The 7,857-nt window shown below is 53.6% G+C and carries 6 protein-coding genes and 1 pseudogene; 3 read left to right on the top strand and 4 right to left on the bottom strand.

What is annotated here, in order from left to right; translation table 11 throughout:
- The 3 genes and pseudogenes from CPT76_RS40630 to CPT76_RS27290 all read left to right on the top strand — a co-directional run.
- A pseudogene (locus CPT76_RS40630) lies at positions 1-627 on the top strand (ribonucleotide-diphosphate reductase subunit alpha); the annotation flags it as partial.
- A 162-nt stretch (positions 628-789) separates the two neighbouring features.
- A complete protein-coding gene (locus tag CPT76_RS27295) occupies positions 790-1,587 on the top strand; it encodes a ribonucleotide-diphosphate reductase subunit beta (protein WP_374954738.1) in 798 nt (265 codons plus the stop codon).
- A gap of 270 nt (positions 1,588-1,857) precedes the next feature.
- On the top strand, positions 1,858-3,300 hold the full coding sequence (locus tag CPT76_RS27290; protein WP_219845477.1) for an MFS transporter: 1,443 nt from the start codon (positions 1,858-1,860) through the stop codon (positions 3,298-3,300).
- 162 nt (positions 3,301-3,462) lie between these two features.
- Here CPT76_RS27290 and CPT76_RS27285 read toward each other — a convergent pair whose 3' ends face one another.
- The 4 genes from CPT76_RS27285 to CPT76_RS27270 all read right to left on the bottom strand — a co-directional run bounded on the left by CPT76_RS27285 (position 3,463) and on the right by CPT76_RS27270 (position 7,731).
- Entirely contained in the window at positions 3,463-4,566 is a 1,104-nt protein-coding gene (locus tag CPT76_RS27285; protein ID WP_181153073.1) for a PdaC/SigV domain-containing protein, read from the bottom strand.
- 373 nt (positions 4,567-4,939) lie between these two features.
- A complete protein-coding gene (locus CPT76_RS27280; RefSeq protein WP_374954737.1) occupies positions 4,940-5,977 on the bottom strand; it encodes a polyamine ABC transporter substrate-binding protein in 1,038 nt (345 codons plus the stop codon).
- A 99-nt stretch (positions 5,978-6,076) separates the two neighbouring features.
- Positions 6,077-6,883 carry an ABC transporter permease gene (locus tag CPT76_RS27275; RefSeq protein WP_105445131.1) on the bottom strand — a complete coding sequence of 269 codons (807 nt, stop codon included), beginning with the start codon at positions 6,881-6,883 and terminating at the stop codon, positions 6,077-6,079.
- The gene (locus CPT76_RS27270) at positions 6,880-7,731 is read right to left on the bottom strand and encodes an ABC transporter permease (RefSeq protein ID WP_105445130.1); all 852 of its coding nucleotides are present in this window, start codon (positions 7,729-7,731) and stop codon (positions 6,880-6,882) included. The genes CPT76_RS27275 and CPT76_RS27270 overlap by 4 nt, the downstream gene beginning before the upstream one ends.
- Positions 7,732-7,857 lie beyond the last annotated feature (126 nt).

The following is a 7,857-nucleotide window of genomic DNA, read 5'->3' as shown; positions in this document are numbered from 1 at the left end:
ATGATGATGAACTACTACTCGCTGGAGCAAAGCATGGAAATTGCGCGTGATCGCGGCGAAACGTTCCGGGACTTCGACAAGTCCGAATACGCGAAGGGTATCTATTTTGACCGCTACCTCGAAAAAGACTTCCGGCCGCAATCGGAACGCGTGAAGCAGCTATTTGAAGGCATCGAGATCCCGTCCCCTGAGGACTGGGCGCAGCTCAAGGCGCTTGTACAGAAGCACGGACTGTACCATGCCTACCGTCTGGCGATCGCGCCGACGCAGAGCATCTCGTACATCCAGAACGCGACGTCCAGCGTCATGCCAATCGTCGAGCATATCGAAACGCGTACCTACGCAAACTCGACGACATATTACCCGATGCCTTTCCTCAGCGCGGAAACGCAGTGGTATTATAAATCAGCCTACAATATCGACCAGTTCCGCCTGATCGACATGATCGCGGAAATCCAGCAGCATGTGGACCAAGGCATTTCCACCGTGCTGCACGTCAACAGCACCGTATCGACCCGGGAATTGTCCCGTTTCTATATTTACGCCGCCCAGAAGGGGCTGAAATCGCTGTACTACACCCGGACGAAAAAATTGTCCATCGAAGAGTGCACCAGCTGCGCTGTCTAAATTCGAATATTACGCAAGGCGACGGCGGGGGCTTGAACAGCCCCTGTCGCCTTCTTCTATAAAAGGAGCAATTTCTATAAAAGGAGCAATGGTCTGATGAAAGCAGTAAACTGGAACCGGCCCGACGATGATTTTACGCTCATGTTCTGGCAGCAGAACATCATGCAGTTTTGGACCGACGACGAAATCCCTTTGTCCGACGATAAAATGGACTGGATTAAAATGACCGACGAGGAGCGCACCGCCTACAAGCATGTTCTTGGCGGACTGACGCTGCTGGATACGCTGCAGGGCGGCGTCGGCATGCCGAAAATTTTGGAGCATGTGGAAGGCCTGCAGCGCAAAGCCGTGCTCGGCTTCATGTCGATGATGGAGCAAATCCACGCCAAATCGTACAGCAGCATTTTCACCACACTCGCCTCGACGGAGGAGATTGACGCCATTTTTCGCTGGGTGGAGGACAACGAACAGCTGGCTATCTGTTCTACAGCGGCTTCTTCTATCCGCTTTACCTGGCCGGCCAGGGCAAAAATGACCAGCAGCGGCGAAATCATCGACCTGATTATCCGCGACGAGAGCATTCACGGCCTGTACGTCGGTACGCTGGCCCAGGAGCTGTTCCAGGAGTTCTCTTTCGAAGAGCAGGAGGAGCTGCGCCGGGAGCTGTACGAGCTGCTTGAGACGCTGTATCAGAACGAGGTGAAATATACGGATGACCTGTACAGCCCGATCGGACTGCAGGAGGAAGTGAAAACTTATGTCCGCTATAACGCCAACAAAGCGCTGATGAATCTCGGCTTCGAGCCGCATTTCCCGGAAGAGCCGATCAACCCGATCGTCTTCAACGGGATCAGCACCCACACCAAGCAGCATGATTTCTTCTCGAAAAAAGGCAACGGCTACGTCCGCGCGATCAACATCGAGCCGCTGTCCGACGACGACTTCGTGTTTGACGTATAAGTTCAGGCAAGTAACAAAAAGGAGCTCCGCTCCACAACAAAATCCCCTTTGAGCAGACAAGTGCAGGAAAGCGCACTGCCGTTTGCTCAGAGGGGATTTTTTCTGGGATTGTCGTACTGCCGTAAGTATTGGTCTCCCCTTCTATTCCTTCCAGGAATACTCGATAACCTTCGCAGCTTAATTCCTTGTTGACATTTCAAATTATTTTGAAATATAATGTTCCCGATCCAATCATTTCAAAATAATTTGAATTATAGGGGTGAACTACGAATGTCTACTGATCAACAAACTCGGCTAAGCGGCTCTACATCCGAGATCGCTGCCGTCAAGCAGCGGGGCATGGGATGGAGTTTGGCACTGCTTGCTCTAGCACAGCTGATTTACGGGCTCGACATCAATATCATTTTCGTCGCTTTGCCTGAGATCGGACATGGCCTTGGCTTCTCGGAACAGTCCCTGCAATGGGTGGTCAGTGCTTACACGGTTTTCTGCGGGGGCTTCCTGCTTCTTGGAGGGCGTGCTGCCGATATGCTGGGACAAAAGCGAATGTTTATTTTTGCGTTGGTCCTTTACGCCCTTTCTTCGCTATTGGGAGGCTTGGCTTGGGACCCGCTCGTCATCATTATAGCCCGTGCCATCCAAGGTATCGGAGCGGCGTTCCTGTTTCCCGCCACGTTATCGCTAATCAACCGATTGTTTGAGGAAGGTCCGCGCCGAAACCGCGCTCTTGCCGTATGGGGCGGGGCCGGAGCCAGCGGCCTGACGATTGGCTCGATCCTGGGCGGGGTATTGACCAATGCGTTCGGCTGGGAAGCGGTCTTTTTGGTGAATGTTCCATTAGCAGGAATCGTTGCACTAGCCGCGCTGTTCGTTATTCCCCGCGACGAACGGCGGAATCAAAAGCGCTATTTCGATGTGCCCGGCGCCGCCACGGTAACCGCAGGCGCTACTCTCCTGGTATATGTTCTTGTCCAGGGGCCCGAATTGGGCTGGGCCTCCACGGAAATGATCATATGTGCTGTCCTTTCCCTGATCCTCTTGTCGGTCTTTGCTCTGATTGAAATACGAAGCACCGCTCCTTTAATGTCGATCCATCTTTTCCGTAACCGCAGCTTGGCTGCCAGCATGGTCATTACATTCATCTACATGGGGACGTTTGGTGCCTTACCCTACTTCCTGACAACCTTATTTCAAAATGTGCACGGATACAGTGCTCTGCAAACCGGGCTTGCCTTCATTATCCCTTCCTTGGCAATTGCCGCGGGCACCCAGCTCGGTGAGCGGCTGGCTTCCCGTTTGGAGGCGCGAAGCACCCTGCTTATCGGCATGATCATCGGAATTGTCGGGACCATACTGATTCCATTAGGTGCGTACACAGACAGCAGCTATCTGATGATCGTTCCGGGCCTTGTAATTTCCGGGATCGGCCAGGGCATCACTTGGACCGCCATGTGGATCACGGCTTCAAACGGTGTAGCCCCGGAGGACCAAGGCGTCGCTTCCGGGATGGCCTCAACCACCTTGAACATCGGCAATGCCATCGGGCTTGCCATCTTGATCGCCATCGCCAACTCGGGTACGCATCAAATGACGGGTGAAGCTTTTCGCCAAGCATTAGCTGAGGGTAATCGGACAGCCATTTATCTTGCGGCGCTCGGCATTCTCCTCGGCGCGCTTGTCGCCTTGTTTTTGCCCCGCAAACGAAAAATATGACCGGCTGTCGCCACGCAGCAAAAACAGCCAAACCCCCGTTATAGGTTTAACGGGGGTTTGGCAACATTAAATCATCCCTTGAGGACCGTTGACCGACGCTCGTTGGGATAAATGTTCTATATCATCTGACTCGCTTACATCATCTCGGCTGTATCGGCTCCATTATTTCGCTGCTTCGAACGGATCCGTTCCCTTCGGCAGCAGGTCGCTGAAGTTGAACGTATACGTCGGGAAACCGGCGGCATACGGCCCGATTTCATACTGTTGGAAGAAGATCGTCAATCCGCTTTCCTTCACATAGAAGTCCGCGTCCTTTTTCAGTCCGTTGAAGCCGTCTGTGAAGCCGTCTTTGGTCGCTTTTTGCTTCAGCAGTTTGTCCAGCTTGGTCTTGGCGTCGGCCGAATTGTGGAGCAGGCTGTCCAGCGTTAGCTGTTTGCCGTCCTTCAGCGAGAACGTAAATCCCTCGCGGGCCGTCATCCCGTGAGCTCCGCCAGTGTATTCATAAGAATCCGTCACGATGCTCAGGACGCCTTGGCGGTTGTAAGTGACCAGGAACGTTCCGTCGAACTCATACGGGTGCTCCACCTTCGCGTCGCGCTTTTTCGCCTTGGCCTTGGCTTCTGTGGCGAACGCTTCCGCCTTGTCTTTAAATACTTTGTTGATCGCCTCCTGGGCGTCCGCGTTAGCCAGCCCGCTTAACTGAGGATAACGGATCAGAATCGTTGCATTGGCGTCGCTCGCCTTGATGAGTTCGGTGGAGATTGTCACCTGGTTCATCTGACGCTTGGACAGGCTCAACGTCTTGGAAGACGCGGTATACACGCCCTGGAAGCCCATATAGTCGTTCAGCAGCTTGAAAGGAACGTACAGCTTGCCGTCGATCAATTTTCCATCGTAGCTGTTCGAATTGTCTCCGACATAGCTTCCGTTGATATAAGCGCTGACCCCGTAGTCGGAAACCTCCAGGTTCAGCTTCGTTACCCCGGATCCGACAGTGTACGTCTTGATACCCGGATTATAAGACAGCGGCAGACCGGCGGCATCACGCAAAATGGACACCGGAATCATGGTGACCCCGTCAACCAATTTCCCCTGCAGCGATAGCACCTTGCCGTTATATTTTAACGCCACTCCCGGCTGCGCAGCCGGCTTCACGACCGGCTTTGAGGCTGCAGCCGACACCTGCGATCCCCCAAACACGCCGGCATTTCCGATCAATACGCCTGCGGCCAGCACCGCGGCTCCCCATTTCATTCCCTTGTTCATCCTTATCAAATCTCCTCTCCAAACATTGCTGCTTGTGCTAGTCATATGATTTATTACCCAAATTCACCACTTCCCTATTATAAAAAAGACCTCCGCCGATTTGTTTACAACCGGGGTTACAGTATTGTCGTTTACGCCAGCCAAAAGTATAACTCTCTTAACCTTTACGTTAACTTTGTGTTCCTTCATCCGATCGGTCACGGGCCTTGCGATCATGAAGTCCCCCTTCATAGGACACCAGCACCGCGCCAGGACTTAAAAAGCTCACGAAATAAAAATAATGCCCCGTTCCGGAAGCCAGCTTAAGTATGGATCCCGAAACAGGGCAATTGTTCCTAAACGATATTAACGGTCGTTGTAAGGCCTCTGCTTACTACCGTCCGCTCTTCAGCTCCGTCCAGTAACGGTCATAGAGCTGCAGGGTTTCCTTTACGTCGCCGAGCCATTCCGTCCGGCCCAGCTCTTCTTCGGAGAGGTTGATCATATGGTTGTTCCGGTATTCCTCGCTGTGGAACTCCATCGCTTTGGCGTTCGGATCGCTGTATCCGATCGACTCATAGTTCTTTGCGCTGACCTGCGGATCGAGCATGTAGTTGATAAACTTCTCGGCAAGCTCCTTATGCTCGGCCCCTTTCGGGATCGCATAGTTGTCCGAGAAGATCGTCCCGCCCTCTTTTGGCACGACATATTCCACATCCGGATTGTCCTTCGCGATAAAAGCGGCGTCGCCGGACCATACCGTTCCGATCCAGCCTTCCTCCTGAATCATCTTCTGCTTGATGGTATCCGTGTCGAAAGCAAGAACGCTTGGCAGCAGCTTCTTCAGGTCGTCCACGGCCGACTTGATCTCGCCTTCATCCTGGGAGCTGTTCGAGTGCCCCTGCTTCTTCAAGGCCATGCCAATCACTTCGCGGTTGTCGTCCAACAGAAGGACCTTGCCCTTGTATTTCGGGTCCCATAGATCCTCCCAGCTGTCGATGGTGTCCTTCACGTATTTTTTGTTATACGCGATACCCGTTACGCCGGAAGTGTATACGATCGAGTATTTATTGCCCGGGTCAAAATCAGGGTTCTTCAGCGATTCCTGAATGTTCTCGAAGTTCGGAATGTTGTTCTTGTCCAGCGGTTCCAGCAAATTGTTCTCGATCATCGTCCGGACCATGTAGTCCGAAGGCTGGATCAGATCGTATCCGCCGCCGCCCGCCTTGATTTTGGCCAGCAAATCCTCGTTGTTCGCATAGTTGTCATACGTGACCTTGACGTTGAATTTACTCTCGAAGTCCTTGAGCACCTGCTCGTCAAAATTGTCAGCCCAGCTGTAAATATGAAGCGTCTCCTTGGAAGATGAGCATCCTCCCAGGGATGCAACCGACACGAGGGCGAGTGCCCCAGCCAGTACGAGACCGGCGATACCCTTTCTTTTCACAGTAACATATCTCCTCTCTTTCTCCTTATAGCATGTAGTCCATATCCTGTAGTTCAATCAATAGTTCACTATCTTGCAGCTGCGTTAAATCGGCAGCATTTTATGCTTCTTCTGGCCCTTGCCGCGGTTGAGGAAAAACTGTGCCAGCAAAATCAGCACGACGCTCACCACGATCAGCAGCGTACAGAGTGCGTTAATTTCCGGCGAGATTCCCCGCTTCACCTGGCCGTAAATATAAATCGGCAGTGTAGTCGAGCTAGGCCCGGCTACGAAGAAGCTGACCATAAAGTCGTCCAGCGACATCGTAAACGCGATCAGCGCCCCCGAGATGACGCCCGGGAAAATTTGCGGCCACGTTACATGGCGGAACGTCTGCCAAGGGGTGGCGCCAAGGTCGGAGGCCGCCTCCTCCAGCTGCTTGCCCATTCCCGCAAGGCGGGCCGTCACGACGACATAGACGTACGACATGCTGAACGTGATATGGGCGATGATGACCGTCGCTTTACCCAGCGGGATATGCATCTGGTTGAACAGCACCAGCAGCGACAGCCCCATGATGATGTCGGGAATAATGACGGGCAGGTACATGAGTCCGTTCATGCTGCCCTTCCATCGCCGGCCAAGCCCCCGCAGGGACAAGGCTCCCACGGTTCCAAGCAGCGTCGCTACGATCGTGGATACGATCCCGACGGTCAAGCTGTTCATGAGCGCTTCAAGCACATGGTCATCGGTCATCAGCGAGGTGTACCAGTCGAACGTAAATCCTTCCCAGTCCCCGCTGAGCCTCGTGTTATTAAATGAATAAATAATAATCAGCAGGATCGGCACATAAATAAAGATCATCATCAGCACGGAGTGAATCCCCAGCAGGGGATGACTTTTTCTCTTCATGCTCTCCCCTCCTTCGCACGGTCCGCCCGGGACTGCATCGCCCGGTTAAACAGCAGGATCAGAATGAGGGACGTGATGACGAAAATCACGGACAGCGCCGAGCCGAACGGCCAGTTGCGCGCCCCCAGATACTGCTGCTGGATGATGTTGCTGATCATCGTCGACTTGGCCCCGCCAAGAATATCCGTGACGACAAACATCCCCGTCGTGGAGACATAGACCAAGACGCAGCCGGTCATGATCCCGGACTTGCTCTGCGGCAGCGTGATGTGCCGGAACGCTTTCCAGCGGGTAGCCCCGAGGTCGCTCGCCGCATCCAGCAACCGCTTATCCATCTGTTCCAGCGCGACGTAAATCGGCAGCACCATGAACGGAATGAAGTTGTAGACCATGCCAAGCAGCACCGCGCCTTTGGTATACAGCATTTGCAGCGGCTCCTGAATCCATCCAAAATGGATCAGCAGCGTATTCACCACACCCTGCGTGCGCAGCAGCAGCACCCAGGCGTACGTCCGGATCAAGAAGTTGATCCAGAACGGAATCGTGATCAGCACCAGTCCCCAGGTCTGCACCCTGGGAGAGGCATTGGCGATAAAATAAGCGAGCGGGTAGCTGACCAACAAGCATACGACGGTCGTCACCACCGACAGCACTAACGTATCCCAATAGATGCCGAGATACAAAGAGTCGAAAAAGGTTTTATACCCGTTCAGCGAGAAATGGAAGACAACATTGCCCAGTGTGTCGCGGCTCATCAATGACATGACCACGACGATCACCATCGGGACGAGCAGAAACAGCGCCAGCCACAGCAGAACCGGCGTAATCAGCAGCTTGGATCGTCTCATGCCCCGATAACCACCTCATCCCGCGGATTCCAGTCCACCCCGATCCGCTGCCCAACCTTCCAAACGATCTCATCTTCGAAGTCCAGAGGGATCGTCACCATCATCGGTTCGCCATCGAGCTGGACG

It is taken from the genome of Paenibacillus sp. AR247, from assembly GCF_002968895.1.
Lineage (GTDB): Bacteria > Bacillota > Bacilli > Paenibacillales > Paenibacillaceae > Paenibacillus_AQ > Paenibacillus_AQ favisporus.
This window is presented reverse-complemented; position numbering and strand designations above follow the sequence as displayed.